The sequence below is a fragment of the Pseudomonas sp. P1_F1_2 genome, from assembly GCF_056405815.1.
The window spans coordinates 1-25,898 of the sequence record NZ_JBFUBK010000020.1 but is presented as its reverse complement, the minus strand read 5'-3'; the positions used below and the strand labels follow the sequence as shown (position 1 = coordinate 25,898).

Sequence of the window (25,898 nt, the reverse complement as noted above, 5' to 3'; positions counted from 1 at the left end):
ACCACGCCGACAGGAGAATCACCATGCAACAGTCCCACGCTTACAACGACCCGAGTCTGGCCCTGACCACCTCGATTCTCGATGCCAAGGCCCGCAAAAATCTGTCCTGGCAGGACCTGACCGACGGCACCGGCCTGGGTCTGGCCTATGTCACCGCCGCCCTTCTCGGCCAGCATCCATTGCCGGAAACCGCCGCCAAAGTGATTGGCGAAAAACTCGACCTGGACGCCGACACCGTGGCCCGCCTGCAGATCATTCCGCTGCGTGGCAGCCTCTCGGGTGTCCCGACCGACCCGACCATCTACCGCTTTTACGAAATGATCCAGATCTACGGCACCACCCTCAAAGCCCTGGTTCATGAGCAATTTGGCGACGGCATCATCAGCGCGATCAACTTCAAGCTCGACATGAAGAAAGTCGAAGACCCGGAAGGTGGCTCCCGAGCGGTGATCACCCTCGACGGCAAGTTCCTGCCACTGCGCCCGTTCTAACCAACACCCTAACCCCGTAGCAGCTGCCGAGCCCGCGAGGCTGCGTCCGAAGACGCAGTCTTCGCCAATCCAGGCGACTGCTTCGCAGCCGAACGCAGGCTCGACAGCTGCTACACACAATAGTGAGGACATCACCATGAAAGCGCTCATCGACGGCTTTTTGAAGTTTCAGAACGAAGCCTTTCCACAACGCACCGATTTGTTCAAACACCTGGCCACCACCCAGCATCCCGGCACGTTGTTCATCACCTGTTCCGACAGCCGTGTCGTCCCCGAACTGCTGACCCAGCAGGAACCCGGTGAATTGTTCGTCATCCGCAACGCCGGCAACATCGTGCCGTCATACAGCCCGCACCCCGGCGGTGTGTCGGCCACGGTTGAATATGCGGTTGCGGTGCTCGGTGTCAGCGACATTGTGATCTGTGGGCATTCGGATTGCGGCGCCATGACCGCCATCGCCTCGTGTAAATGCATGGATCACCTGCCGGCGGTCAGCGGCTGGTTGCAGCACGCCGAGTCGGCAAAAGTCATCAACCAATCCCGCCCTCACGCCACTGACGCGGCGAAGGTAAGTTCAATGGTCCGGGAAAACGTCATCGCGCAACTGGCCAATATCCAGACGCACCCGAGCGTGCGCCTGGCGCAAGAAAAAGGCCTGTTGAATTTGCATGGCTGGGTCTACGACATCGAGACCGGTTCGATTGACGCTCTGGAAGCCAGCAGCCGCACTTTCGTGTCGCTGGCAGAACATCCCGCTACCTGCGCTGTTTACGGCAAAACTGTACAAGCCGCCTGATGCGCCTCCCCTGCGCAGCGCTCCTGGCTTACAGGAGCGCTGCTGATGGGATCATCAGGCTCATTTGTCATCCGGTGGCCGACGCTCACTGCGTTCTTCGGCGTCAGGTGGTTCGGGAAAACTGCCGGGTGTGAATACGTGAGTCAGCAACTCCCTGGCATCGACATCGACAACCCCCTGAACCGAACGAGTCAGTGCAACGACCTTTTCACATTGCCGATGGGTAGTGACCCGGCCACTCAACGCCACCGTGCCCGCATGGGTTTTGACGTGAATTTGCAGTCCCAGGGTTGGATCGTCCATGGCCAGGACCGATTTCACCCGGGTCGTCAGCCATGCATCGTGGGCGACCGACTCCAGGTGATGAGAATATTGCTCGAAGGAACGAAGTTTCATGGTGTATCCCTCTTTCAGAACGAAGGAGCAAACACCTTAATTATAGTGTGCCCCTCGCCTAGCGTTTGACCGACAAAGAGGTCTGCGTCATGCGACTACGAACCGTGAACACCCCGTCTCCCGAGAGAATCGCGCTGCGCGCAAACAGCCGGCCGCTTTCCCAGTTCGAAAGCCCCAACTCCGGCTTGTTCAAGGCGTACTGCCCGTCGACCCAACGCGTGATGCCGTTACCGACAAACGGAGCATTGACCGCGTTGTAGAAACGCTCATGCGCCGCGTCATTCTCACTGATCAACGACACCGTGAATTGCGGGCTGTAACGATTGAACAAGGCAATTGCACGGTCCAGGTCATCGACGATCATCAAGCTGGCTTCCGGGGTTTCTTCCCATTCCCACTCGCGACCCAATTGATCCTCCGGCAGTGGCTCGGCCATCGCCTCGGTCCGGTAACCTTCGGCGCGCAATACTTCGACGCTCGCACTCAACCAGTGCGTCGGCAAGTACGACTCGCTGCCTTCGACGATGTGCAATTTGCAGCCTTGGGCCCGCGCGCTGCCGGCTTGTTGCAATGCATCGAGAAACAACGGCACCAGATCGGCGGCGCGGTCGCGCTGGATCAGGCAGACGTTCATCGTGTTGCAGACCTTGCGGTCCAGAGAATTGCGCACCACGGCGGCGAAACGCGTCGCGTCGGCGTCCTTGTCAGCGATCAGCCAGGCGCCACCAGTGCCATGCAGGCTGACGGCGGTGCCCGCCTGTTGAGCGATGCTGCCCAATTGACTGACCGCACGCCCTGAACCTCGGGCCACGGCCAGGGACAGACGCCGGTCAGCGAACATCGCCCAACCGGCCGCATGATTGACGCTTTCGACCAGCGATACCGCGCCGACCGGCAACCCGGCGTCGCTCAATGCCGGATTCAATGCATGGGTGACGATCGCCTGGGCGGTGCCCAACGCATCGCTGCCAATGCGCAGCACGGCGGTGTTACCGGTGCGCAAGACACCGGCGGCGTCGGCAAACACATTCGGTCGGCCTTCGAAGACAAACGCGACGATGCCCAGCGGCGACACCACTTGTTCGACTTTCCAGCCGTCATGCTCAACGCAACTGATCACTTTGCCGCGTGAGGCTGGCGCATCGCGCCAGGCCCGCAGGCCGGCGATCATGTCGCGGCGCATGCGCTCATCGGCCAGCAAACGCGTGGTGGAGCGCCCACGAGCCTTGGCCCGTTCGATGTCGGCGAGGTTGGCGGCCGCGATCAAGTCCCAGCATTGCGGGGTTTCCAGACGCTGGGCAAAGAGGTCGAAGAAGGTGCTGATCGCTTGATCCGACACCGTCGACATCGCGGTGAATGCGGCTTCTGCTCGCTCGATCGCCACGCTGGCCGCTTGCTGGTCGGCCACCGGAATCAGCAACAATTCGCCGCTGACCTGCTCCACCAGCAGGTGGTCCCCGGGCTGAAACCGCGCGGCCAGTTCGGGGCTGACAACCGTGACACGATTACCGGAAAAAGGAATCGGCGTGCCAGCGACTAGACGTTCGAGCGCAAGAGACATGAAGCGGTTTCACCATGCAGGGGGGCGGCCGGAAAATGTATAGGAAATTGCCCGGAGCGTCACGCGCCGGACCGGCCGGCACCACACAACCTCAAATCCACCACAAATCCCCTGTTTGTTGTGGCTATGTATCAGTGTGTGTACAGCCAGCCTCCTGACACACCTCGCCCATAAAACCCCGCTGCAACGACACATCGCAGATACACCCGCTTGATGAACTACGCCAGTCGATTGGCCACGCCGATCAAAGCGCTCAACTCACTCAAGCTACGGAGTATCACCATGTTCAAACTCTCGACTTCTTCCCTGACCCTCGGCCTGCTCATCGCGGGTGGCCTGGCCCTGTCGAACGTCGCTTCGGCGTCCGAATCCGAAGCGTTCAGCATGAAACAACTGACGCACGGCTACAGCCAGGCTCATGCCGACACGTCGGAAAAACCCGCCGAAGGCAAATGTGGCGAAGGCAAGTGCGGCGCCAGCGAGTAACCCATCGCGCGGGGCACGCCGTTGCCCCGCATTCCTGACCAGACGGAAATCATGCCAATGAACACTTCAATTTCTTCGGCCGTGAAAGGCCTGCACCTGAACCTCGACCGTGCCGGCAGCTGGCTCGCGCCCCTGACCTTGCGGTTGTTCATCGCCTGGGAATTTTTTGAGTCCGGCCTTGAAAAATGGAACGGCGAAAACTGGTTTGCCGATATCCAGGACCGTTTTCCGTTCCCGTTCGACCAGTTGCCGGCCACGCTGAATTGGGAACTGTCGATGTGGGTCGAGCTGATTGGCGCACTCGCCATTCTGGCGGGCCTTGGCACGCGGATATCGGCGATCAGTCTGATGGTGGTCACGGTTGTCGCCACCGCTGCCGTTCACTGGCCGGCCGATTGGTCTACATTGAGTGAGCTTGCCCAGGGTTACGCCATCAGCAACAAAGGTCACGGCAACTTCAAACTGCCGCTGATCTACCTCGCCGCCCTGATGCCATTGTTGCTCTCGGGTGCCGGCAAGCTGAGCCTCGATACGCTGCTGGCGCGATTTTTCTGGCGCCGTCACAATCGTTGAGATGCTACCGTGGCAAGCTTCACCCTACACCTCACTTGCGTAGACAGGAGCCACCATGAGCGTAACCACCCAATGGATCGAGATCGACAGCGACGACGGTAAATTCGGCGCTTACCTGGCCATTCCGCATACTCAAAATGGCCCTGGAATCGTATTGATCCAGGAGATCTTCGGTGTCAACGAGCACATCCGCTCGGTCGCCGAACAATACGCCGCTGATGGTTATCTGGTGATCGTGCCGGACCTGTTCTGGCGCAGCGGCCATCGCATCGAATTGACCTACGACGAAGCCGGCTGGAAGCGCGCCGTCGAGTTGATGAACGCCACCGACATCACCCAGGCGCAGGCCGACATCAAACTGGCCATCGACGCCCTCGATGCGCAACCAGGTCTGGACGGCGGCATCGCCTCCATCGGTTATTGCTTCGGTGGTTTGTTGTCCTACCTCACCGCCACCAATGGCTATGTGGATGTGGCGGTTGCCTATTACGGCGGCGGTATCCAGAACCACCTGGACCGCGCCGATGACATCGAAGTACCGCTGTTGATGCACTTCGGTGAAGCAGACAGCCATATTTCGCTGGAAGCCGTGGAGGCAATCGCCGAGCGTTTCGACACCAACGATAACGTGGAAATTGTCGTGTACCCGGAAGCTGAACACGGCTTCAACTGCTCGCACCGCGACAGCTATAACCAGCGCGCAGCGGCTGAGGCGCATGGCAATACGTTGATTTTCCTGGGTCAGGAGCTCTGACGCAAACGAACCGGTGGTGCGGATGACCTTCGCACCACCGGGCTCGCCACGCGCTACTTCGCTACATCGATCGATACGATCGTCGCCGTCGCCCCTTCAAGCTGAAACTCGAAGTTCACCTGGTCCCCCACCTTCACCGCAGCCAATTGCGCCTCTGTAGCCTTGAACCCCATGGTCATCGGCGGCCACTTCACCGCGGGTACGGCACCGTGGGCGATGGTTACCGTGTGCTTGGCACTGTCGATTGACTTCACCGTACCCGCCGCCTTGGCAACCGGTGCTTGCGCTGTTTGCGCCTTCATCGGCTGACCGTCCATGGCCATGTCATCCATCTTCATGCCGGGCATATCCGCTGCGTGGGCAGAAAGAGAAAGAGCAATCACCGTGCTTGTTACTGCGATCAGAGTCAGTTTCATTGGGCGTTTCCTTGAGCTTTAGGGTTTTTTGACAGGAGCGGACGACGGCGCATCAAGCGATACGCCGCCGGAATCACAAACAGTGACAGCAAGGGCGCGGTGATCATGCCGCCGACCATGGGCGCGGCGATGCGACTCATGACCTCGCTGCCGGTGCCACTGCCCAGCAGAATCGGCAACAGGCCGGCAATGATCACGGCCACGGTCATGGCCTTGGGTCGAACCCGCTGCACTGCACCTTCACGAATCGCTGCCACCAACCCGTGTTCTGTCCGGTCGCCAGCGTCTTCGCGCTCAGCCCAGGCATTTTTCAGGTACAGCAGCATGATCACGCCAAACTCGGCAGACACCCCGGCCAGCGCAATGAAGCCAACGCCGGTGGCCACCGAAAGATTGAACCCCAGCCCATAGAGGAACCACGCTCCGCCCACGAGTGCAAAAGGCAGCGTGGCCATAATCAGCAAGGCCTCGTCGAAACGGGCAAAGGTCAGATAAAGCAGGACAAAAATGATCAGCAGCGTGGCCGGCACCACCAGTTTTAGCCGCGCATTGGCCCGCTCCAGAAACTCGAACTGCCCGGAGTAGCTCAGGCTCATGCCGGGCTGCAACGTCACCTGTTCAGCAACGGCCCGGCGCAAATCGGCGACCACTGACGCAATGTCCCGCCCACGCACATCGATGTACACCCAACCGGAGGGCCGGGCGTTTTCGCTCTTGAGCATCGGAGGCCCATCCGTGACCTTGATTTTCGCCACCGTGCCGAGGGTGATCTGACTGCCCAGAGGTGTGTAGATCGGCAATTGCTCCAGTGAGCCAAGGGAATCACGCCACTCTCGCGGATAACGCACATTGATCGGGAACCGCGCGCGCCCCTCGATGGTTTCTCCTACGTTTTCACCCCCGATGGCACCCGCCACGATCGATTGCACGTCGGCGATGTTCAGCCCATAACGAGCGGCCGCCTTACGGTCGATGTCCACATCGATGTAACGCCCGCCGGTCAATCGTTCGGCCAGCGCAGAGCTGACACCCGACACCCCTTTGGCGACCCGCTCCACGCCTTGCGTGACAGCATCGATTTGCGCCAGGTCATTGCCCGCAACTTTGACCCCGATGGGGCTTTTGATGCCGRTGGCGAGCATGTCGATGCGGTTGCGAATCGGCGGAATCCAGATATTGGTCAGCCCCGGCACACGGACCACGCGATCCAATTCTTCCACGAGTTTTTCCGGGGTCATACCGGGGCGCCACTGATCCTGGGGCTTGAACTGAATGGTGGTTTCGAACATCTCCAGCGGGGCCGGATCGGTGGCGGTCTCGGCGCGCCCGGCCTTGCCGAACACGTGCTCGACTTCCGGGACGGTCTTGATCAGGCGATCGGTTTGTTGCAGCAGTTGCGCAGCTTTCTGTACTGACAACCCCGGCAATGCGGAGGGCATGTACAGCAAGTCGCCTTCGTCCAGCGGCGGCAGGAACTCGCCTCCCAGGCGCGACATCGGCCACACCGCGCTGACCAACACCAGCAACGCCGCCAGCAGTGTGATCTTTGGCCGGCGCAACACCGCGTCCAGCGCCGGTTGGTAGAGCCTGATCAACCAACGGTTGAGCGGGTTTTGTTGTTCATTGGGGATCCGTCCCCGTATCCAGTAACCCATCAACACCGGCACCAATGTTACCGACAGCCCTRCCGCAGCCGCCATGGCATAGGTTTTGGTGAACGCCAACGGACCGAACAGACGCCCCTCCTGCGCCTCCAGTGTGAACACCGGAATGAACGACAGCGTGATGATCAGCAGGCAAAAGAACAGCGCCGGCCCCACTTCCACCGCCGCATCGATCATCACCTGCCAGTGCCGCTCACCCGTCAGGGTTTCGCCCGGATGAGCCGTGTGCCAGGCTTCGATTTTCTTGTGGGCGTTTTCGATCATCACCACGGCAGCATCGACCATGGCGCCAATGGCGATGGCGATCCCGCCCAGGGACATGATGTTGGCGTTGATCCCTTGATGGCGCATCACGATGAAGGCGATCAACACCCCCACCGGCAACGAGATGATCGCCACCAGCGCCGAGCGCAAGTGCCAGAGGAAAATCCCGCACACCAGGGCCACGACGATGAATTCTTCGATCAACTTGTGGCTGAGGTTTTCCACGGCGCGATCGATCAATTTACTGCGGTCGTACGTGGTGACGATCTCCACACCCGCGGGCAAGCTGCTTTTTAGCGCATCCAGCCTGGCCTTGACCGCAGCGATGGTTTCGCTGGCGTTCTTGCCGCTGCGCAAAATCACCACGCCGCCCACGGTCTCGCCTTCGCCGTCGAGTTCCGCCAGGCCACGGCGCATTTCCGGTCCCTGTTGAACGGTTGCCACATCGCCAAGGGTGACGGGCACGCTCCCCACACCGAGCTTGAGAGGAATGGCCCGAAAGTCATCGAGGGTTTTCAGATAGCCCGAAGCCCGCACGATAAATTCGGTCTCGGCCAACTCCAGCACGGCGCCACCGGTTTCCTGATTGGCCTTGCCAATGGCGTCGGTGATTTGCGCCTGAGTAATCCCCAGACTGGCCATTTTCAAAGGCTCGAGTTGCACCTGATACTGTTTGACCATGCCACCGACCGTGGCGACTTCGGCGACATTGGGCAAGGTCTTGAGTTCGAACTTGAGGAACCAGTCCTGCAACGCCCGCAGTTGCGCCAGATCGTGACCACCGCTGCGATCCACCAACGCGTATTGAAAGATCCAGCCAACCCCGGTGGCGTCCGGTCCCAGCGCGGGTTTGGCGCTGGCGGGCAGACGACTCTGCACCTGACTCAGGTATTCCAGCACCCGTGAACGTGCCCAGTACAGGTCGGTTCCATCCTCAAACAACACGTACACAAAGCTGTCACCGAAAAAGGAATAGCCGCGAACGGTCTTCGCCCCCGGCACCGACAACATGGTCGTTGCCAGTGGGTAGGTCACTTGGTTCTCGACAATTTGCGGCGCCTGGCCGGCATACGGTGTGCGAATGATCACTTGGACATCGGACAGGTCCGGCAACGCATCGATGGGTGTGCTCTGTACCGACCACGCGCCCCACGCCGTGACGAACAGCGTCGCCAGCAGCACCAGGAAACGGTTGGCCACGGACCAGCGGATCAGTGCGGCAATCATGGCTGGCCTCCGCTTTTTTCCAGCGGCTGCACGACAATGCCTTTGAGGCTGGCTTCGGAGTCGAGCAGAAACTGCCCCGACGTGACCACCTGCTGGCCCTCCTCCAACCCCTTGAGCACGGCCGTTTGGCCGTCGCTTTCCGGCCCGGCTTGCACTTCCACCGGACGGTAGCGCCCGCCCTCTTCGGCCAGCATCACCAGCACCCGCCGGCCCGTACGAATCACGGCTTCACTCGGCACCTGCAACGTGGTGTCGGTGGCGCCTTGCAAACGCACCTGCACCGTCAACCCGGGACGCAAGCGTCCCTCGCTGTTAGGCAGTTCAATGCGCACACTGACCGTGCGGCTGTCCGCAGTGACTTGCGGCAGGATCGCATTGACCGTCCCGTGCAGCACCGCCTGCGGGAACCCCGCCAGCCGGGCTTCCACGGTTTGACCGGTCTGGATTGACCCTGCGGCCGATTCCGGCACCGCCACCGTCAGCCAGACGCTGTTCAGGCCATTGACCCGGGCCAGTGTTTCTCCGGCGGCCAGGGTCATGCCGACGCGCACGTTCAGTTCCTGTAGCGCCCCGGCAATCGGCGTGGTGATCGTTTGGCTCGACTGTACCTTTGCATTGCGTTCAACCTGGTCAATCAACGCGGCCGGCATCCCCGTCAGGCGCAGACGTTGCCGGGCGGCAGCCAACAGACCGGGATCACCCAGGCGTTTGAGCGCCAGAAACTCCTCTTGGGCGCCAGCCCATTCCGGCACCAGAATGTCCGCCAATGGCGCCCCCGCCTTGAGCACATCGCCCGGCGCACGGGCGTAAACCCGTTCGACGAAACCCGGCGTACGCGCTTGAATCACCGCCACATCCCGCTCGTTGTAAGCCAGCACACCGGCAGCCTCAAGGCTCGATGACTGAGTGCCGCGACTGACTGTCGCCAGCCGCAGACCGAGATTCTGCGTCACACTCGGGTCGATCTGGAGGGAGGCCGTATTGGCCGTGTCGTCGGCGTAGCGCGGCACCAGCTCCATTTCCATGAAAGGCGACTTGCCGGGCTTGTCGAATTTCTGCTGCGGGTACATCGGGTCGTACCAGTACAAAGCCTTGCGCTCGTCCCCGGCCATGGTGCCTTGATTCGTCGTTGCAGATTGATGAGCGAACCAATAACCGCCAAGACCGCCCAGCGCGATAGCGCCTGCAAACCCTGCCACGCTTTTTATGCGGCTCATTGGCCAGTCTCCCCGTAGGCGAAATACAGCCGGGCGCTGGTCAGCGCTTTCTGTTCGTTGATGTCGATCTGCTTCAAGCGGGCCTCGATCAGTTCACGCCGGGAAGCGACAACCGCTGACACATCGCTTTTGCCCGCCCGGTAACTGGCGAGGGTCAACTCGGCTTTTTCCGTGGCCAGCGGCAACACACTTTCCTGTGTGCGACGCACCGCGCGGTCCAGGCGTTCGTACTCGGCCAATTGCGCCTCCAGTTGCTGGGTGTGTTCGCGAGTCAACGCCTCACGCTCGGCTTCAAGTTGATTGAGCTCGGCCCGTTTGGCAGCGATCTTCGGGTTCTGCCGCGTCTCGGGAAACAGCGGCAGGTCGAAGGTGAATTGCACACTGACCATGTCGCCGAACTCACGCCCGCGCTTCTGGTAATCGAGCTCCCAGCTCCAGTCGGATTGCTTCTCGGCTTCGGCTTCGCGGACTTTGGCTTGCGCTTGCCGGGTCATGGGCGCGAACGCTGCCAACTCCGGGTGATGCTCGAGTTTGTGCACATAACCCGAGGTATCGATGGGCCATTGCGGCCAGTTGCCGGTGGGTTGCTCATTGGCCGCAGGACCGATCCAGCGCTTGAGCGCCGCACGCGCCTGGGCTCGCTGTAACGTCAATTGGTCCTGCTGCTCTTCCAGTTGCACCGCTTCCTGCCTGGGCGTCACGGCATCGGCCGGTTGCGCACGACCGCTGGCAATCTGCGCGCGAACGATGTCGGCCAACAGACGGTTCTCGCGATAAAACTCCTGGAACAGCGCGTGTTTCAGCTCGACGGCATAACTGTCGATCCAGGCCAGCGCCGTGGCCTGACGCACAGTCTGGCGCTCGACCCGCCCTTGCGCAGCGGCCAGGTCTACAGCCGCTTCGGCGACTTCGGTGCGCGCCCGGCGCTTGTCGCCACTGGGCATTTCCTGCATCACACCGACCATTTGCATGGTCATGAAGTCGTGGTCCAGCGTGCCCCGATCAGGGCCGCCGACCGGAAAGTTTTGCACCCCCAGCAACAGCTTCGGGTCGGGCAATTCACCGGCAGGAATCGCGGCGCTTCGGGCCGCCTGGAGTTTTTCTGCTTGAGCGGTGAGCGACGGCGCGTTGTTATCGGCCAGCCGCAAGGCTTCATCGAGGGTCAGTGGGGCAGCGACGCACGGCAACGCCAATACACTTGCCGCCAGGGCCGCCGCGAGCGGCCACCCCGTACGAAAGCACATGAGTTTCATGTCTTGAATTCCTGTCATGATCCGCGGCGCGCTTTAACAGGCGCGCAGCAACGCCATCCCGCACAGGCGGAATGGGGCTCAACGTGGAACAGGAATCAGGCGCGAGGGGGTCGCCATACCCCGGACGGGGTCTGGACAGGCAGCGCATCCGCGAAGAATGTGGCTATCACAGGGCTGAACAGATTAACGGGAGGTTTGATGATCGAGACTTGCAGAAGGGCACCGGTCTTGCACTCCTGACCCGGCTTGCAAGGTTTGCCATGGTCTGGCGCGGTGCTCATGTCCTGGCAGCAGTCCATGCCCATGTCACCCATCATCGACATGTCCATGGTTTTCATCGGACAAGGTTCTGCAGGTGCGGAAACGCCCGCCATTCCACTCAGGGGAAGCGCGAGGCTGATCAGGAAAATCAGGCAAAACCGCAGATAGCGTTTCATGGGGCTGGAGTCTAGCGCAGGCCACTGCGGGTTCAAATACCGGACAACAAAAAATGGCGTAACCGGAGCTGCACGCGATGAGAGCCCCGGCACACCAATACGTTTACCTGGTCACACCTCTTCCACTGGTGCAGCCACCGCCAACGTCGGCTGGGCATTGCGTTCATGAACATGGCGGTGTGGTGTGCGGTCGATGTTCAGGCTGAGGATTTCCGGACGGCTGTAGTGACCGCGACCATCCATTTGACGTTTACGGATCTCGATCTCGAACAAATCGATGTCAGCGATGACTTCGCCCTCGCCTTCGGTCAGCGCGCCGATGACTTCGCCTTGCGGGTCGATGATCGCGGTGTAGCAACCGCCGGAAATCGGACCGATCTCGCAGCCGGTGTCGGCCATGATCTGGGCTTGTTGTTCCGGGTACAACCAGGCCGTCGAGTTGACCACGAAGCAGGCCGATTCCAGGGCGTGCATGCGGATGCTGACTTCCATCTGGCGGGTAAACCGTTCACCGGCAAATGAACCGGGGTACATCGCGGCGTGAATCTGTTCGCCGTCTTCGATCAGGGCGTAACGCGCCAGCGGGTTGTAATGTTCCCAGCAGGCCAGTTGCCCGATGCGGCCAACGGCGCTGTCCACCGCTTTGAGGCCAGAGCCATCGCCCATGCCCCAGATCATGCGTTCGTGATAGGTCGGCGAAATCTTGCGCCGGGCCTGGATCAGGGTGCCGTCGGCATCAAACAGCAACTGCGTGTTGTACAGGGTGCTGCCATCGCGCTCGTTGACGCCGATGGACACCACCATGTTGGCCTCCTTGGCGGCCTTGCCGATTTCATCGGTGGTCGCAGAAKGCACCACCACCGCCTGATCGAGCAATTTGTAGTGCTCGGCACCCATTTTGAAAGGCGCCTGCACAAAAGAAAAATACGGGTAGTACGGGACGATGGTTTCCGGGAAAACGGCGAACTGCACGCCCTTCTCGCCGAGTTCGCGAATCTTGTTAACCACCTTTTCTACAGTGCCTTCACGGCTGTAGAGCACAGGTGCGATTTGGACGGCAGCAGCTTTGACAATGGTCATGGCGGTGATCTCACTGAGGGTTTGGGCTTCAACGAGATAAAGATTACGGCAATCATATTTTGTCTTAAATGCCGAATACACCACCTTTTAGGACATGCCGATTATCACGTCCGGTTCGCGCGCTGAATCACCTGCGGCGGCTGCCCGAACGCGCGAATAAACGCCCGACGCATGCGCTCACGGTCGCCAAAACCGGTTTCGGTGGCGACCACATCAATGGCGTGCCGCCCGGTTTCCATCATCAGCCGCGCGGCCTCTACCCGCAGGTTTTCGACAGCTTTGGCCGGTGATTGCCCGGTTTCGGCCTGGAACACCCGACTGAATTGCCGAGGGCTCAGATTGGCCGCCTCGGCTAATTGCTCCACCGACAACGCCGACTTCAAGTGTTGCTTGGCGTAGGTCAATGCCGCCTGGATGCGGTCGGTCTTCGGTTCGAGTTCCAGCATCACCGAAAACTGCGACTGCCCCCCTGCGCGGCGGTGATACACCACCAGTTGCCGGGCCACCGTGCGCGCCACGTCAGCACCGAGGTCTTTTTCCACCAACGCCAAGGCCAGGTCGACACACGCACTCATGCCCGCGGCGGTCCAGAGGTTGCCGTCGTTGATGAAAATACGGTCCTCCTCGACGATCACCTTCGGATACGCTCGTTGCAAGGCCGGCGCATGGCACCAATGCGTGGTCGCCCGCCGCCCGTCCAGCAAACCGGCCTCGGCGAGCGCGATGGCGCCGGTGCAGATCGAACCGATACGGCGAGTGGTCTGGCTGGCGCTGCGCAAAAACGCCACCACGCCGGGCGACGTCGGACGAATCACGTTGTCGCCCATCACCAGCAGCGTGTCGAAAGTGCGCTGATCGAAAGCGCTGGTTTCCACGCCGAAACCGGCGGAGGTCTGCACCGTGCCGCCGTGCTCGGACAGCAGTGAAAGGCTGTACACCGGCTCGGTGGTAGTGTTGTTGGCCAGCTCGAAAGTGGCGCACATGGCGAGGCCGAGTACCTGGAAGCCGGGGTAAACGATGAGTCCGATGTTGTGCACGGCTGACGACCTTAAAAGTGGCATGAGGGGTTTCAGGCCATAAAAGGTGGACTCTACGCCACTTGGCATTCTGGACAACAGGCTTTGCGATCAATGGATCGAACAATGCCGTTATGCAACTTCCTCAACCCGTTCTATTTCGCGTTAAATTTCATACTTGTGTATTGGCCACGTTACAACTTACAGGGCAATAACACGCGCAACTAAAAGAACTAAGCACTCAACAAAACCAACTTGTAAAACAGGTCTATAAATAACCTAGTAGCGTCGGCCATTCGAGGGATGGGCCATGGACAGCAACAAGGATTCCGGTACTAACCTGGCGTTCTGGCTGCCGGGCAGCGCAGTCATCTTCAGTCTGGTCGTCTCTACGTTTGCACTGACCCGCGAACCGTTCCTTGAACCGCGCCCCATCGGTGCACAATTTCAAGCGCAGTTGCCGATCGAAGCGCGGTTATGGCAGGACCCGTTTGATGCGCTGGAGCGTTATCGCAAGAAACTTAACGACATCGATAGTCCGGATGCCGCGAATTTATGCGCGCCCAGGGTTTCCCCGCCGCCCGGAGCGCCCACCCCGCCCGACATCATGGTTTCGCTGGTGGAAGGTGGCCCCTACGCTGACGAAGTCGAGCGCCGACGCCGCACTCGATATGCCCTGCTTGCCGGGTTTAAAAACTCTCATCGGGTGCCGGATCAAGAGCAGTACATCCATTGTTTGAGACTGGCAGCCGATCTGTCGGTTGATCCTTCGCCGGACCAACACTTCATCGATGTGCCCTACGAAATATTCGTTTCCAATCCATTCGACCCACCAAAATCTCTTGAAGGCGCTCCCCAGCCCGCCGAGCAGACCATCGTGTTCTGGCTGAAACAAGACGCACTGGGTTCACAGCCATTGCAGCAACTGGAAAAGCTGCGCCAGAGCCTGGCGTGTAGCACTCTCGAAAGCAGTTACCCATTGGCCTGCACAGGCGTGCCTGACAATCGTACTGTGCTGAAAGTCATCGGCCCCGCCACTTCAACCGTGCTGCGGGCTATGTATCAGGATGACGCCAACGCCCGGGCAACACCCAATGTCGAGATCTACTCGCCCCTGGCCACTGCGGACAATTTGACACTGACTAACCACCTCAATGTTCCCGACCCGCCGCCACCGCGCGAATACGACATGAAGCTGCTGCGAACCGTCAACGACGACGGCACCATGGCGCAATTGATGCTGGCGGAACTGAAGCTGCGCAATGTTGATCCGGCCACCAGCCTGCAATGCAGCAACAACAAAATCAATTCAAAGCGAGCCGGAGAAACTTGCGTAGAGAACAACTGGCCGCTGGCGCCAGACCGAATCGCGCTGATATCCGAATGGGACAGTTTTTATAGTCGCGCGCTGATCGAAAGTTTCAAGGCCGGGGTTGCCATCAAAGCAGGTTTGAGTGAACACGATGACAAGGCATTGGTCGACAAATGGGTTTTGCGTTTCAGCTATCTACGGGGCCTCGACGGACGCCTCCCCGAGGAAGCCGCGAGCAATGACAAAACCGCCAGCAGCGATGCCAGCAAAAATAACAAAGACGCCGGCAAAATCGACCTCAGCCCACTGGAGAAAGCCGACGGCAACTCCCAGCTCGACTACCTGCGCCGCCTCGCCGAACACATCGCACGCGAGGACGCGGCCTATCGACGAAACGGCAAACCGGGCATTGGCGCCATCGGCATATTAGGTGTCGACACTTACGACAAACTCTTGGTGTTACAGGCGCTCAAGAGTCGAATGCCTTACAAACTGTATTTTTCCACCGACCTCGACGCGCGCATGCTGCAACGAGGTCAGGCGGAAACTACCCGCAACCTGATACTGGCGGCACCTTATGGGCTGACCCTGACGCGCGTCCTGCAGCAAGACGTGCCACCGTTTCGCGACAGCCTGCAAAGCTCGGTATTTGTCGCCGTTCAGGCGGCATTGGCGCCGCAATCGTTCCGTACCAAGCGAGAGAAATTCGACTACACGAAATCGAACCTGCTTTTGCCCGGTATCTATGAGGTGGGCATCAGCGGTTTTATTCCGCTCGCGAGCCCGGTAACCCTCGAGCGCGCGAAGAACTGCAAGGCATCGGCCAATTCGGATCAAGACATACATCCTCACGACCTGATGTCTTTGAGTTGCCTTCAAGACCCGTCGCCACCGCCCTACCCTGAAGCCTCACAATCGGTGCGCAGAGCATTCGAAAGAACTCAATCGTTTTTCTGGGCCGGCCCGCTGACGGTTGTCCTTCTTCTACTGGCCGGGTTCGTCGTCTGGCGCTGGATTTCGGGGCCGGAAATGGCCACACAAACGAAGCTGGCCTGGGCACGCGGCGTACCCATGATGCTGTATATGATCGCGGCAGCCTGCGCATTTATCGCCACCCGCACCTGGCATGCAGGGCTTCTCTGGTGCACGTTCTTACTGATCCTGCTGGGCATCATCACCTCAAACCGGGTCCGTCGCCTCGAGCGTCTGGCACAGGACAATATCGCGACGGCCAGCGCCAGCAGCGGCGTGTACGATTCACCATCGTGGTACATCGTCACCCCCCTCGTGGTGTTTGTGCTCACGTTGATACTGGTGTACCAAAAGCGCGGCCCCTTGACGAACTTTGGGCTCGGCGAGCCGATGTTCCTGTTTGAAGGCATCAGTGCCTGGCCGACGGTGGGACTGCGCGTCACCGCCGTGCTGATCTCGCTTTCGGCACTGGCATGGGGCTGGCGCAACCTGCGCGTCAACAGGGTCGAGATAGAACGCACCTATCAATTGCACGCATTCATGCGCAGGTATCGATTGGGGTTGTGCCGCCAGGTACTGCACTTTTTCCATAAAGGCAGGCGCTGGAACTTTCGTCGCTGGTGCAATGAATTTGGGTATTTCCTGCTGCTGATTTTTTTCCCGCTGGTCAGTACCAATGACAACTGGTCAAAGACTTGTACAACTATCCAGGCCAACTGCGACGACGAACGAAAAATGATTTCCATCGCACGCTTCTGGGGTGAGCACTGCATCTGCGGAGCGTTCGGCGCCCGCCTCTTGCGCGCTCTGCTCGCGACCTGGGTGTTCATCGTGGTCACCAGCGTCTTGTTTGTGATCTGGCCAATGGAACAGGTTCCGGTGCGCGGGCAATCGATGATGTGGATGTTCGTCTGGCTGATCCCGACCCTGGCGTTCCAGGTGCTGGTGTTCTGGGTCGTGGATGCCAACCTGCTGCTGACACGATTCATACGGCACCTGAGCAATCACCACGCGATCTGGCCCGAAAAGCTGCAGCAGGAACACGGGAAAATCTTTGGCGTTCTCAGACACCCCTGCATCGATGAATGGGTGGATTTGCAACTGATCGCCAAGCGCACCTCAGCGGTCAGCCGCCTGATCTATGCCCCGACGGTGGTCATGTTGATTCTGTTGGCATCGCGCAGCAGCCTGTTCGACAACTGGCCGACGCCCCCCAGCGTGGTCATTTCATTCCTGCTGACCACGCTGATCCTGCTCGCGTCCGCACTGTCGCTGCGTCGGGCGGCCGAAAAGGCTCGTACGCTGGCACTGCAGCGTATCGATGCCTATCTGCTGGAGACCCCCAAAAAGCCGGGCTATTACGAAAAATTCCAGATGATCCGCGACCGCATCGCGACGCTCAATACCGGTTCGTTCTCCCGCTACTCCGAAGACCCGTTGATTCGTGCGTTGTTGCTGTCGCTGACCGGTATTGGCGGCTCCGCCATTGTCGATGCGTTGAACTACGCGAAGTTCTGACGTCCCATCAGGGCGTTCAACCGAGCGCATGACGCCAATGGACTTCCCCCTGCTCCAGCGGTTTAATCGCAACGGACTTCAAGCACAACAAGGGACAACCATGTTCGATATTTCCATGCAGGACAGCGCCGCACCCGATGGCGTTTGCTACGGCTGCGGCAGCCGTAACCCTCACGGGCTGCACGTCAAAAGCCGCTGGGATGCCGATGGCGTACACGTGGTCGCCGAGCACCTGCCCGAGGCCAAATATTGTGGCTGGCCGGATCTGGTGTACGGCGGGCTCATTGCGATGTTGGTTGATTGCCACTCGAACTGGACCGCCATGGCTTACCACTATCGGGCCGAAAACCGCGAGCCTGGCTCACTGCCGCGTATCGACTGCGTCACCGGCAGCCTTGGCATCAAGTTCATCAAACCGACACCGATGGGCGTTGCGCTCACCTTGCGCGCCAGGGTCGAGGGTGACGTCGGGCGCAAGAGCCGGGTGATTTGCGAGGTGTACGCCGACGACGTGCTCACGGCAGTGGGCGACTCGGTGTTTGTCCGGGTCGATACCGGCCAACTGGCCGCTGTGGCGCATGGTCGCGAAGTGTAGAGCGCTTGAACCTCAGGGTCGGCCAATCTACTTCGCCGACCCGTCATGCGGCTTGTAGAACACGAACAAGCCGATGCTCGCCGTTTTGATGTACTTCTTGGCCCAGACCGGCTTCACCGTCTTGTCGTGGAAATACATCGCGCCGCCGGTGCGATCCGGTAGCTGCTTATTCAGCGCCTTGCGCGCGATTTCCTTGGCCAGCCCATATTGGTTTTCTTCCTGGACGGAGTCCGACTTCCCGTCGCACCACCAGGAGAACTGGCAACTTTTGGTTTCGGAGCCTTGCTTGACCACCCCGCACACGGTATCGGGAAAACCCTCATGGCCGAGGCGGTTCATCACCACGTTGGCAATCGCTTCCATGTCGATCTTGTCCTTGCCTTTGGCTTCCCAGTAAATGGAGCGGGCCATGCAGGTAATCGCATCGTCCAACGGGGCCTTGCCGGCCGGGTCGACCGCCTGGACTTCGGACGGGGTGATGGTCTCGGACTTGGGCACCGGCGCATCACTGCCCTTCTCCGCCGCCTTTTGTTCAAGTACCTGCGCCTTGCCTTCCGCCACCTGCTTTTTTTGTTGTTGCTCATCCGCGACGACGTAACCGGCGAAAAGCGCAGCAGTGAGAAGCACGGCTATCCATTTGCTGGACATGGTGAAAACACTCTGGGAGGTGTCGGAACAGTGTAGTAGCCAAATCATGTCAGCTACTGAGCAACAAACTGCAAAAAGCCATTGCCTTGTACCGGGGGAGTTCGCGCATCATGGGCGCAGTCCGTCCAAGGGGGTTTCCATGCACGTCTTATCATCCGCATTGCGCTTGTCGGGGTTGTCGTTGGGTCTGATGCTTGCCGCAACGGCGATGGCGTCCGAAGAAACGCAACTGGCCGATTCGATCAACGCCTTTCGCAGCCTGTCGCAGCGTTGCGGCGGTCAGGTCTCGCCGGAGTTGCCTCCGCTGACCAGCGATCCGCGTCTGGTATTGCCGGCCAGCGGACAGGTCGACTTGCAGCAGGCCATGGTGCGTGCGTCGTATCCGATGTTCAACGTGCAAGCGATATCCCTGAAAGGCCCGCGTGATGCGCAAGCGGCGATGATGGCGGTACAGGAAAGCTTCTGCCAGGTGGTGTTGGACCCGAAATTCATCGACATCGGCGTCAGCCGCCAAGGCACCGACTGGCGCATCGTGCTCGCCCGCCCCCTGTTGACCGCGCGCCTGGGTGATGCCGCCGCCGAAGGCCAGAAGCTGTTGGTCGAGCTCAACGCCGCGCGCAGTACACCCCGTCAGTGCGGCGGCCAGCCATTTACCGCGACCACGCCGCTGGCCTGGAACGCCACCCTCGCGTCCGCCGCCGAAACCAACTCGCGGGCCATGGCCAACAACAACTATTTTGATCACAAGGACCGCGACGGTCGCACGCCGGGAGACCGGGCGGAACTGGCGGGCTATGTCTATCAGCAGATCGGCGAGAACATCGCCGCCGGGCAAGACTCCGTGCGCAAGGTCGTCGACGGTTGGCTGGCCAGCCCCGGTCATTGCGCCAACCTGATGAATCCGCAGTTCCGTGAATTGGGCGCGGCTTACGCGGTGGACCCGAAAAGCGATTCGGGGATTTACTGGACGGCCATGTTCGGTACGCAGTAGCCGAGTCGGTCAGAGCGGTGCTGCACCGCTCTTACAGCGTTTGCTGACTGTTGCCGACGGTTTTGGCCTTTTCGATGGCCCAGTCCATCGCGTCCTCCATGTCCAACAGGTGCGGCGACGGATGGTGGTCCTCTTCAATGACCGAACCGTCCGGCCGGTACACACCGATCAACATTTTCAGGGAGCCGTCTTTCAGTATCTCGGCCTTGACCCTGATCGAGCATCCGTTGGAAAGCGTCTCCTTGTGTTCCTCGTGGCGTTCAGTCATCGCTGTCTCCCTCTCATTGTGAATGGATCGGGCCAGTCATTCTTTTTGAGCGTAGTAGAAGTTCATCGTCGGACGGCACCCGGTGGTCACGGCGATGAACCTGCCGAGACAGCGGCGTAATGCCACCTATACTCCTTCCCACCAACCCCGCCCGGGGCCTGCACGATCAACAATAAAAAGCAGAGGTGGAACATGGTTTGGCAACAAGTCTACGACCCCTTCAATAACCCGGTGCTTTCCACGCTCATGGCGGCAGTGCCGGTGGTGGTGATGCTGGCATCTCTGGCGTTTTTCCACATCAAAGCGCACATGGCCGCATTGTTCGCCTTGGCGTCCGCCTTGCTGATCGCAATTTTCGCTTTCGGCATGCCCGCGAACATGGCCGGTTCGGCGGCGCTGTTCGGTGCCGCCAACGGTTTGCTGCCGATTGGCTGGATCGTGCTCAACATCATCTTTCTGCACCGGCTGACCACCGAAAACGGCTCGTTCAAAGTGCTGCAGGACTCCATTGCACGCATCACCGACGATCGACGCCTGCAGTTGCTGCTGATTGCCTTCTGTTTCGGTGCCTTCTTCGAAGGCGCGGCCGGTTTCGGTACGCCGGTGGCGGTGACCGGTGCGATCCTGATCGGGCTGGGCTTCTCGCCCCTCGCCGCGTCCGGCCTCGCGTTGATCGCCAACACGGCACCGGTGGCCTTCGGCGCGCTGGGCACGCCCATCATCACCCTGGCCAAAGTGACCGGGCTGGATGAAATGGAGCTGTCGATGATGGTCGGTCGGCAGCTGCCCTTCTTTTCGGTGCTTGTACCGTTCTGGTTGATCTGGGCCTTCGCCGGTTGGCGCAAGATGCTGGAAATCTGGCCGGCGATTCTCGTGGCGGGGGTCAGCTTCGCGATACCGCAATTTCTCGTGTCCAACTACCACGGCCCGATGCTCGTGGACGTGATCGCCGCGCTGATTTCCATGGCCTGCCTGACGGCTTTTCTCAAGGTGTGGAAACCGGCCTCGGTGCACACTTCGGCCGCACTGACCGGGCGTGTCGACAACTCGAAAATCGATGCCGAGCATGAACAGAAAACCGCACCCAGCGCGACGTTTGCCAATGATGCCAAGCCTGCAGTGATGCGCGCGTGGATGCCGTGGATCATCCTCACGGTGTTCGTCTTTATCTGGGGCACCCAAGGTTTCAAAAACACCTTTGATACCCGCCCGGCCATCGATCCGCAAACCAGCGCAGCCAAGCTCGACCCGCAAGGCAAACCGATGCGCGAGGCCAACCCGATTTTCGCCCCGATCGTGACGTTCACCACGCTGCACCTGCAAGTCGAGAAAGTGCCACCCGTGGTGCCGGCACCGAAAACCGAGGAAGCGATCTATAAATTCACCTGGTTCACCGCCACCGGCAGCGGCATCTTGCTGGCGGCAATCCTCGGTGGCTTGCTGATGGGTTACTCCATCCCGCAGCTGATTCACCAGTATCTGCGAACATTGTGGGTGGTGCGTTTTTCGCTGATCACCATTGCGGCGATGCTCGCCCTGGGCTTCCTCACGCGTTACTCCGGACTGGACGCCACCATGGGCCTGGCCTTCGCCGCGACCGGCATTTTCTACCCGATGTTCGGCACCCTCCTGGGCTGGCTCGGCGTGGCGTTGACCGGCTCGGACACCGCGTCCAACGTGCTGTTCGGCGGCTTGCAACGGGTGACCTCCGAACAATTGGGGATCAGCCCGGTGCTGATGGCAGCGGCGAACAGCTCCGGCGGGGTCATGGGCAAAATGGTCGATGCGCAATCAATCGTGGTCGCGTCCACCGCAACGCGCTGGTACGGGCATGAAGGGGAAATTCTGCGTTATGTGTTCTTCCACTCCATCGTGCTGGCGATTCTGGTGGGTGGGTTGGTGACGTTGCAGGCGTATGTGGCGCCGTTCAGTCATATGGTGGTGGGTGGGCATTAGTCGGTAGGCCCTTTTGTTTGCCACGACCCGCAAAGAACGTCCGGGTTGTGGCGACAAAACCCACTGTCGGTCGAAGTTTAAGCTGGGGTGCTAAATCATGACTGACGTTGCATTCAAAGATGYGTTCGACATTTATCAGAAGCAAAGCGACAGCATCCATAAACTGTGGGCCTACTTTCAGGTCATCTCAATTGCTGTCTTGGGTTACACCATTGGAAGCGACAAGGGTAAATGGCCAGCTACCACCTACCTGCTGATTGCAGTCAGCTACTTTATTTTTGCAATGGCCAGTCAATGGGTAATTGTCCTGTCACAAAAAGAGCTTCGCAGATTCGGCGAAGCCGTCAGGCTGGCCTCGGAGGAAACGGGCCCAGTCGGCAAAAAACTTGTGGTTCAAGCCGTAAAGCCACGGACTGTTCGAACTTTCCACGCCTTGTCCATGCTAATTGTCTTGGCTGCAATTTGGGCGACCTGGTACCACACATGTCCAGAACCCACGCCCTGCAAAGCTCAGGCAACGACTGAAAATAAGTGCCCCTGAGACAATCACTGCTTTACTGATTCAAATCCTGACCAAACGGGAAGCGCCCCTATGGACCGTCTAACCGCCAAAGACTTCGCCCCCGAACTGCTCGAACTCTACGACTACTACGCCCATGGCAAGATCAATCGGCGAGAGTTTCTCGATCGTGCGGCACTGTTCACCCTGGGCGGTTTGACCGCCAGCGCACTGCTCGCCTCCCTGAGCCCCAACTATGCGCTCGCCGAGCAAGTGGAGTTTACCGACCCGGACATCCTCGCCGAGTACATCACCTACCCCTCGCCCAAGGGCCACGGCAATGTGCGCGGCTATCTCGTGCGCCCGACCAAAGTCACCGGCAAGGTGCCGGCGGTGTTGGTCGTGCATGAAAACCGCGGGCTCAATCCTTACATCGAAGACGTCGCCCGACGCGTTGCCAAAGCCGGGTTCATTGCGCTCGCCCCCGACGGCCTGAGTTCGGTCGGTGGTTATCCCGGCAACGATGACAAAGGTCGGGAGCTACAAGCGAAGGTCGATCCGGAAAAGCTCATGAATGATTTTTTCGCCGGCATCGAATGGCTGACAAAAAACGACGCGACCACCGGAAAAGTCGGCATCACCGGCTTCTGCTACGGCGGCGGGGTCTCCAACGCCGCGGCCGTGGCGTATCCGGAACTGGCGGCAGCCGTACCCTTTTATGGTCGCCAGCCCAAGGCGGAAGACGTACCCCGGATCCAGGCACCGTTGCTGCTGCATTACGGCGAACTGGACGCAGGCATCAATGAAGGATGGCCGGCGTATGAGCAAGCGCTGAAAGCAGCGGGCAAAACCTACGAGGCCTACATCTATCCGGGCTGCAATCATGGTTTCCATAACGACTCGACGCCCCGATACGATGAAGCCGCCGCGAAACTGGCGTGGGACCGCACCGTGGCGTGGTTTCGCAAGTATCTGGTTTAGGCGGTTGGCCAACGACTGCCGAGGCGCAACAAGCGGAACGCCTGGTCAGGTATCAATTCCTTCGATCTTTTAAATCACGAAGCCGAATTTTTTATTTTTCTTCGACGAATTCATGATGGCGTCCTTTCGGATCAGTCGGACGATACCCTCATGAATTTAAATTTTGCCTTTGCCTGCCTCATCGTCGTGTCGTTTGCGATTGCGTTGGGGCATGGCTGAACTCAGGCATCGACCTGAACCACTTCAATGCCCAACCGCTGATAATCCTCGACGCTGCCCGACGCTACGTGTTGCTCGGTAATCAGTGTATGGATGCGATTGCACGGTGCAACCACAAACGGCTCCACCGCCCCGAGTTTGTCCGCCGTAATCACCGCCACCACGTGTGAAGCGCTGGCAAGCATCGCTCGCTTCACGGGCGCCTCATCGAAATGCAGCGAGCTGATGCCGACGTCCGGGTGAATCGCGCAGACACCGGTGAACAACAGATCAGCCTTGATGCCTTCGATCAGCCGCAGGGTTTCATGCCCGCTGGCCGACATCGTCGCGGGGTTGAGCTGTCCACCGGCCAGGATCACCTTGATGCCTTTGTACTCGGCCAGGGTGATGGCGATCATCGGCGACGCGGTAATGGCCGTGATGGAGATGTCCGAGGGCAGCGACCGCGCAATTTGCAGCGTTGTACTGCCCGAATCGAACAGCACAATCTGCCCCTCCTGAACCCGGCGCGCCGCGAGTTGCGCCAACTGCGCTTTCACCTCATCGGTTTCGCTGACCCGAGTGAAAAAATCCTTGCCCGTGTCTTTCGGTCGCGGCAGCGCCCCGCCGTGTACCCGCTGCACCAGGCCGGCGGTGGCAAGCTCGGAGAGATCGCGACGAATGGTGTCTTCGGACACCGCAAAATGCTGACTCAACTCTGAAGCCATGACTTTGCCGTCGCGCTCCAGGATCAGGAGGATTTTTTGCCGGCGCACCGAAGGGAGCTCGGCGATGGAATGCTGATCTTGCATGTTTATGCCTGATTTTGCGGGTTTGTGCGAGGTTAGCCAAACAGGCGAGTAAACACAATCGGGAGGGACCGGGGCGGCAAATGGGCAGGTGTCCCCTCGCTTATTGGCAACAGTCACGAAACAGACAACATGGACTGGATCAAACGACCAGATTTGATCATTGAGTAAATGCGATTAGCGGTCGGGCAATACGCGGCGCAATGACGTTGATGGAACTAACGTTGTAATTCCACGCTGGTCAACCCGGCATTCCCGAAGCGGTGAACTTCCATGGAAAAGATCGCCCGTAAGTTAATCCAACCCTCGGCCGTTCGTGTCGCTGGGGCCGGGCTGGCGCTGATTCTCGGCTTGAGCCAACCGATCATTTCGCTGGCAGATGAGGCGTACGCCAAAAATTTGCTAAAGAACATGTCCGACTATATGTCAGCGCAAAAAAACATATCGTTCAACTACGACACCAACTTTGAAGTCGTCACCAAAGAAAAACAGAAACTTGCCCTCGCCGCTTCCGGCACGACGGTAATCAGCCGGCCAGACAAAATACGCAACATCCGCACTGGCGGATTTGCAGATATCGAAATGCTGTATGACGGTAAGACGCTGACTGTGCTGGGCAAAAATGTGAATGCCTATACGCAAGTGCCCATCACCGGCACGCTGGATCATTTGATTGATGAGTTAAGGGTTAAGTACGACAGGCCAATAGCCGGTGCCGACCTGTTTGGGTCCAACCCCCAGGAAGCGTTGATGGTGGGAGTGACCGACATAAAAGACTTGGGCAGCGGCGTCATCGGTGGCGTCGAATGCGATCACCTGGCCTTCAGAACCAAGGAAGTTGATTGGCAAATCTGGATCGCTCAAGGCGAGCGTCCTTACCCTTGCCGCTATGTCATCACCTCAAAACAAGTCGAGGGTGGTCCGCAGTACAGCATTCAGTTGAGTGACTGGAAAACGGGCACAGAGGTTGCCGCTGACGACTTCACGTTTGATAACTCGACGGATGCCAAGAAAGTCGACTTGAAAGACGTGCCCAACGGCGATGACTTACCGAAAAACTTTGTGCGAGGACATGCCAAATGAACGGCTTGATAAAAACCGGTGGCTTGGTGCTGGTGGGCTTTGTTCTGGTCGCAGCGCTCGAACTCGGCGAAACCCTATCGATCCCGGGCGTACACAGTGTCATTTCCTCGGCCGAAGCCGTCGTAGGACGCCCTCTTACTCCGGTCAGCGTTTCGGGTGTGGCGCGGCGTAGCAATCGGCGTGATTGAAGGGCCAGTGCTTATAACGATTGATTATAAATTGAAAACTTGCCGGACTTTTCGGCCCGGCAAGTAACAAAACAAATATAAAATACCGGTGAAAAATATTTAAATATTCTCATTTTTTTATCAAACCTTGTCACAACCAATTAACACTGACTCATAACTTTTACAACTTTCGTCATACGTGAATTTCCTCGCATATTGACGCACTTGCAAAACACGCCTTTTATATATGTCCGAGCCCAACCCCCAACC

At 59.3% G+C, this 25,898-nt stretch carries 25 protein-coding genes; 13 read left to right on the top strand and 12 right to left on the bottom strand.

Annotated elements, in window-relative coordinates; genetic code table 11:
* Positions 1–23: 23 nt before the first annotated feature.
* Both cynS and AC1D2P_RS08365 read left to right on the top strand, forming a co-directional pair.
* Positions 24–491: a cyanase gene (gene cynS / locus AC1D2P_RS08370; protein ID WP_077430305.1), complete on the top strand. Its 468-nt coding sequence runs from the start codon at positions 24–26 to the stop codon at positions 489–491.
* A 136-nt stretch (positions 492–627) separates the two neighbouring features.
* The gene (locus AC1D2P_RS08365; protein WP_109784629.1) at positions 628–1,287 is read left to right on the top strand and encodes a carbonic anhydrase; all 660 of its coding nucleotides are present in this window, start codon (positions 628–630) and stop codon (positions 1,285–1,287) included.
* A gap of 60 nt (positions 1,288–1,347) precedes the next feature.
* Here the strand turns inward: AC1D2P_RS08365 and AC1D2P_RS08360 are convergent, their stop codons facing one another.
* A complete protein-coding gene (locus AC1D2P_RS08360) occupies positions 1,348–1,683 on the bottom strand; it encodes a BON domain-containing protein (protein WP_046027647.1) in 336 nt (111 codons plus the stop codon).
* 58 nt (positions 1,684–1,741) lie between these two features.
* A complete protein-coding gene (locus AC1D2P_RS08355) occupies positions 1,742–3,244 on the bottom strand; it encodes an aldehyde dehydrogenase family protein (protein ID WP_223524633.1) in 1,503 nt (500 codons plus the stop codon).
* A gap of 282 nt (positions 3,245–3,526) precedes the next feature.
* Here AC1D2P_RS08355 and AC1D2P_RS08350 point away from each other — a divergent pair, with 282 nt between their 5' ends.
* From AC1D2P_RS08350 to AC1D2P_RS08340, 3 genes are read left to right on the top strand one after another with little or no spacing between them, the layout of a single operon-like run.
* Positions 3,527–3,730, top strand: coding sequence for an HvfA family oxazolone/thioamide-modified RiPP metallophore (locus AC1D2P_RS08350; RefSeq protein WP_077430307.1), 204 nt, complete (start codon positions 3,527–3,529; stop codon positions 3,728–3,730).
* Between the two features lie 57 nt (positions 3,731–3,787).
* Positions 3,788–4,303 (top strand): HvfX family Cu-binding RiPP maturation protein, encoded by a 516-nt coding sequence (locus tag AC1D2P_RS08345; protein WP_046027652.1) that lies wholly within the window; start codon positions 3,788–3,790, stop codon positions 4,301–4,303.
* A 55-nt stretch (positions 4,304–4,358) separates the two neighbouring features.
* Positions 4,359–5,057 carry a dienelactone hydrolase family protein gene (locus AC1D2P_RS08340; RefSeq protein WP_223524630.1) on the top strand — a complete coding sequence of 233 codons (699 nt, stop codon included), beginning with the start codon at positions 4,359–4,361 and terminating at the stop codon, positions 5,055–5,057.
* Positions 5,058–5,110: 53 nt separating this feature from the next.
* On the opposite strand, the gene AC1D2P_RS08335 is transcribed toward AC1D2P_RS08340, so the two are convergent.
* The 7 genes from AC1D2P_RS08335 to AC1D2P_RS08305 all read right to left on the bottom strand — a co-directional run bounded on the left by AC1D2P_RS08335 (position 5,111) and on the right by AC1D2P_RS08305 (position 13,652).
* On the bottom strand, positions 5,111–5,473 hold the full coding sequence (locus AC1D2P_RS08335; protein WP_046027655.1) for a copper-binding protein: 363 nt from the start codon (positions 5,471–5,473) through the stop codon (positions 5,111–5,113).
* Entirely contained in the window at positions 5,470–8,628 is a 3,159-nt protein-coding gene (locus AC1D2P_RS08330; RefSeq protein ID WP_477811384.1) for an efflux RND transporter permease subunit, read from the bottom strand. Before AC1D2P_RS08330 ends, AC1D2P_RS08335 begins: the two co-directional genes overlap by 4 nt.
* Positions 8,625–9,845: an efflux RND transporter periplasmic adaptor subunit gene (locus AC1D2P_RS08325; protein WP_223524624.1), complete on the bottom strand. Its 1,221-nt coding sequence runs from the start codon at positions 9,843–9,845 to the stop codon at positions 8,625–8,627. Before AC1D2P_RS08325 ends, AC1D2P_RS08330 begins: the two co-directional genes overlap by 4 nt.
* Complete coding sequence (locus tag AC1D2P_RS08320) at positions 9,842–11,098, bottom strand: TolC family protein (RefSeq protein WP_109784625.1); 1,257 nt, start codon at positions 11,096–11,098, stop codon at positions 9,842–9,844. The genes AC1D2P_RS08325 and AC1D2P_RS08320 overlap by 4 nt, the downstream gene beginning before the upstream one ends.
* A gap of 95 nt (positions 11,099–11,193) precedes the next feature.
* Positions 11,194–11,535: a hypothetical protein gene (locus tag AC1D2P_RS08315; RefSeq protein ID WP_077430312.1), complete on the bottom strand. Its 342-nt coding sequence runs from the start codon at positions 11,533–11,535 to the stop codon at positions 11,194–11,196.
* Between the two features lie 111 nt (positions 11,536–11,646).
* Positions 11,647–12,615 carry a nitrilase-related carbon-nitrogen hydrolase gene (locus AC1D2P_RS08310; RefSeq protein ID WP_477811383.1) on the bottom strand — a complete coding sequence of 323 codons (969 nt, stop codon included), beginning with the start codon at positions 12,613–12,615 and terminating at the stop codon, positions 11,647–11,649.
* A gap of 104 nt (positions 12,616–12,719) precedes the next feature.
* Positions 12,720–13,652, bottom strand: a complete 933-nt coding sequence (locus tag AC1D2P_RS08305) for a GlxA family transcriptional regulator (protein WP_046027665.1) — start codon at positions 13,650–13,652, stop codon at positions 12,720–12,722.
* 289 nt (positions 13,653–13,941) lie between these two features.
* On the opposite strand from AC1D2P_RS08305, the gene AC1D2P_RS08300 reads away from it, so the two are divergent.
* Together AC1D2P_RS08300 and AC1D2P_RS08295 are read left to right on the top strand one after the other, a co-directional pair.
* On the top strand, positions 13,942–17,433 hold the full coding sequence (locus AC1D2P_RS08300; RefSeq protein ID WP_258668015.1) for a hypothetical protein: 3,492 nt from the start codon (positions 13,942–13,944) through the stop codon (positions 17,431–17,433).
* A gap of 100 nt (positions 17,434–17,533) precedes the next feature.
* Positions 17,534–18,028 (top strand): PaaI family thioesterase, encoded by a 495-nt coding sequence (locus AC1D2P_RS08295; RefSeq protein WP_109784621.1) that lies wholly within the window; start codon positions 17,534–17,536, stop codon positions 18,026–18,028.
* A 27-nt stretch (positions 18,029–18,055) separates the two neighbouring features.
* Here the strand turns inward: AC1D2P_RS08295 and AC1D2P_RS08290 are convergent, their stop codons facing one another.
* Positions 18,056–18,676, bottom strand: a complete 621-nt coding sequence (locus AC1D2P_RS08290; protein ID WP_258668014.1) for a cell wall hydrolase — start codon at positions 18,674–18,676, stop codon at positions 18,056–18,058.
* Between the two features lie 139 nt (positions 18,677–18,815).
* On the opposite strand from AC1D2P_RS08290, the gene AC1D2P_RS08285 reads away from it, so the two are divergent.
* The gene (locus AC1D2P_RS08285; RefSeq protein WP_109784619.1) at positions 18,816–19,667 is read left to right on the top strand and encodes a CAP domain-containing protein; all 852 of its coding nucleotides are present in this window, start codon (positions 18,816–18,818) and stop codon (positions 19,665–19,667) included.
* Positions 19,668–19,698: 31 nt separating this feature from the next.
* Here the strand turns inward: AC1D2P_RS08285 and AC1D2P_RS08280 are convergent, their stop codons facing one another.
* Positions 19,699–19,935 (bottom strand): hypothetical protein, encoded by a 237-nt coding sequence (locus AC1D2P_RS08280; RefSeq protein ID WP_046027671.1) that lies wholly within the window; start codon positions 19,933–19,935, stop codon positions 19,699–19,701.
* Positions 19,936–20,127: 192 nt separating this feature from the next.
* On the opposite strand from AC1D2P_RS08280, the gene AC1D2P_RS08275 reads away from it, so the two are divergent.
* From AC1D2P_RS08275 to yghX, 3 genes are all read left to right on the top strand, one after another.
* Positions 20,128–21,891: an L-lactate permease gene (locus AC1D2P_RS08275; protein ID WP_109784618.1), complete on the top strand. Its 1,764-nt coding sequence runs from the start codon at positions 20,128–20,130 to the stop codon at positions 21,889–21,891.
* Positions 21,892–21,988: 97 nt separating this feature from the next.
* Positions 21,989–22,432, top strand: a complete 444-nt coding sequence (locus AC1D2P_RS08270) for a hypothetical protein (RefSeq protein WP_477811382.1) — start codon at positions 21,989–21,991, stop codon at positions 22,430–22,432.
* A gap of 51 nt (positions 22,433–22,483) precedes the next feature.
* Positions 22,484–23,371, top strand: coding sequence for a YghX family hydrolase (gene yghX / locus AC1D2P_RS08265; protein ID WP_460163780.1), 888 nt, complete (start codon positions 22,484–22,486; stop codon positions 23,369–23,371).
* Between the two features lie 221 nt (positions 23,372–23,592).
* Here the strand turns inward: yghX and AC1D2P_RS08260 are convergent, their stop codons facing one another.
* Positions 23,593–24,381 (bottom strand): DeoR/GlpR family DNA-binding transcription regulator, encoded by a 789-nt coding sequence (locus AC1D2P_RS08260; protein WP_109784616.1) that lies wholly within the window; start codon positions 24,379–24,381, stop codon positions 23,593–23,595.
* Between the two features lie 270 nt (positions 24,382–24,651).
* On the opposite strand from AC1D2P_RS08260, the gene AC1D2P_RS08255 reads away from it, so the two are divergent.
* Together AC1D2P_RS08255 and AC1D2P_RS08250 are read left to right on the top strand one after the other, a co-directional pair.
* Positions 24,652–25,461, top strand: a complete 810-nt coding sequence (locus tag AC1D2P_RS08255) for a DUF2092 domain-containing protein (RefSeq protein WP_109784615.1) — start codon at positions 24,652–24,654, stop codon at positions 25,459–25,461.
* Positions 25,458–25,649, top strand: a complete 192-nt coding sequence (locus AC1D2P_RS08250) for a hypothetical protein (protein ID WP_077430316.1) — start codon at positions 25,458–25,460, stop codon at positions 25,647–25,649. Before AC1D2P_RS08255 ends, AC1D2P_RS08250 begins: the two co-directional genes overlap by 4 nt.
* Positions 25,650–25,898 lie beyond the last annotated feature (249 nt).